The following is a 671-nucleotide window of genomic DNA, read 5'->3' on the forward strand; positions in this document are numbered from 1 at the left end:
AATCGGTGAAGTGGTACCTCACCCGGCAAGACACGTATCGGCCGCTCTGTAGTTTAACGTTACGCTGCTAAAGGTTCTTCGTTGGAGTAGGGCGATCCGTCGATCATCACTGGCCAGCCATAAGATGCGTATTCACGTGCTAAAAACTTCGCGACTTCGTGAGAAACCGTGGTGTATGTCCATTCGCCAACACCAAACGGTTTGTACGCCAGTTGTAAGGTTAACATTGCTTTTTCCTCAATAATTTTTCCTATTATTGCCTTACTATTTGGCTCATTTCTTCTGTTTATAGCTCACTTTATTCTCTGCAAAGTTCATCGTTTCACTTTTTCATTCACACCGATTTTTCTCTTATAAAAGCCGTGTGAGTGCCTTTGTTATTTATAAACTTATGTTAACAAGTAGGATGTGTTTTTAGGTTGATGATGGCTTTTTGTGCTAAGCAAACGTTAAAACTAAGCGGAATTCACACGTTGTTCATTTGTTAGTTTGCAAACATAACGGTAACGATTAATGTAAAGCTCCCTGAGTTGTTACAAGGATGTGTTGATGAGCTACCAATTAGACAGGATTGATCTGCATATTTTGAGAGTGCTTCATTCACGCGGGCGAATTCCAGTCGTCGAACTGGCGAAGCAGATTAACTTAACCACGTCGCCGTGCTCAGATCG

Annotated in this window: 2 protein-coding genes; one reads left to right on the forward strand and one right to left on the reverse strand. The window is 41.9% G+C overall.

Annotated elements, in window-relative coordinates; translation table 11 throughout:
• Window positions 1-59: 59 nt before the first annotated feature.
• Entirely contained in the window at window positions 60-227 is a 168-nt protein-coding gene (locus R7R78_RS26735; protein ID WP_005466428.1) for a hypothetical protein, read from the reverse strand.
• A 322-nt stretch (window positions 228-549) separates the two neighbouring features.
• Between R7R78_RS26735 and R7R78_RS26740 the strand changes: the two genes are divergently transcribed.
• A partial coding sequence (locus tag R7R78_RS26740) for an AsnC family transcriptional regulator (protein ID WP_225474686.1) occupies window positions 550-671 on the forward strand: 122 nt, incomplete at its 3' end.

It is taken from the genome of Vibrio sp. 2134-1, assembly GCF_033339495.1.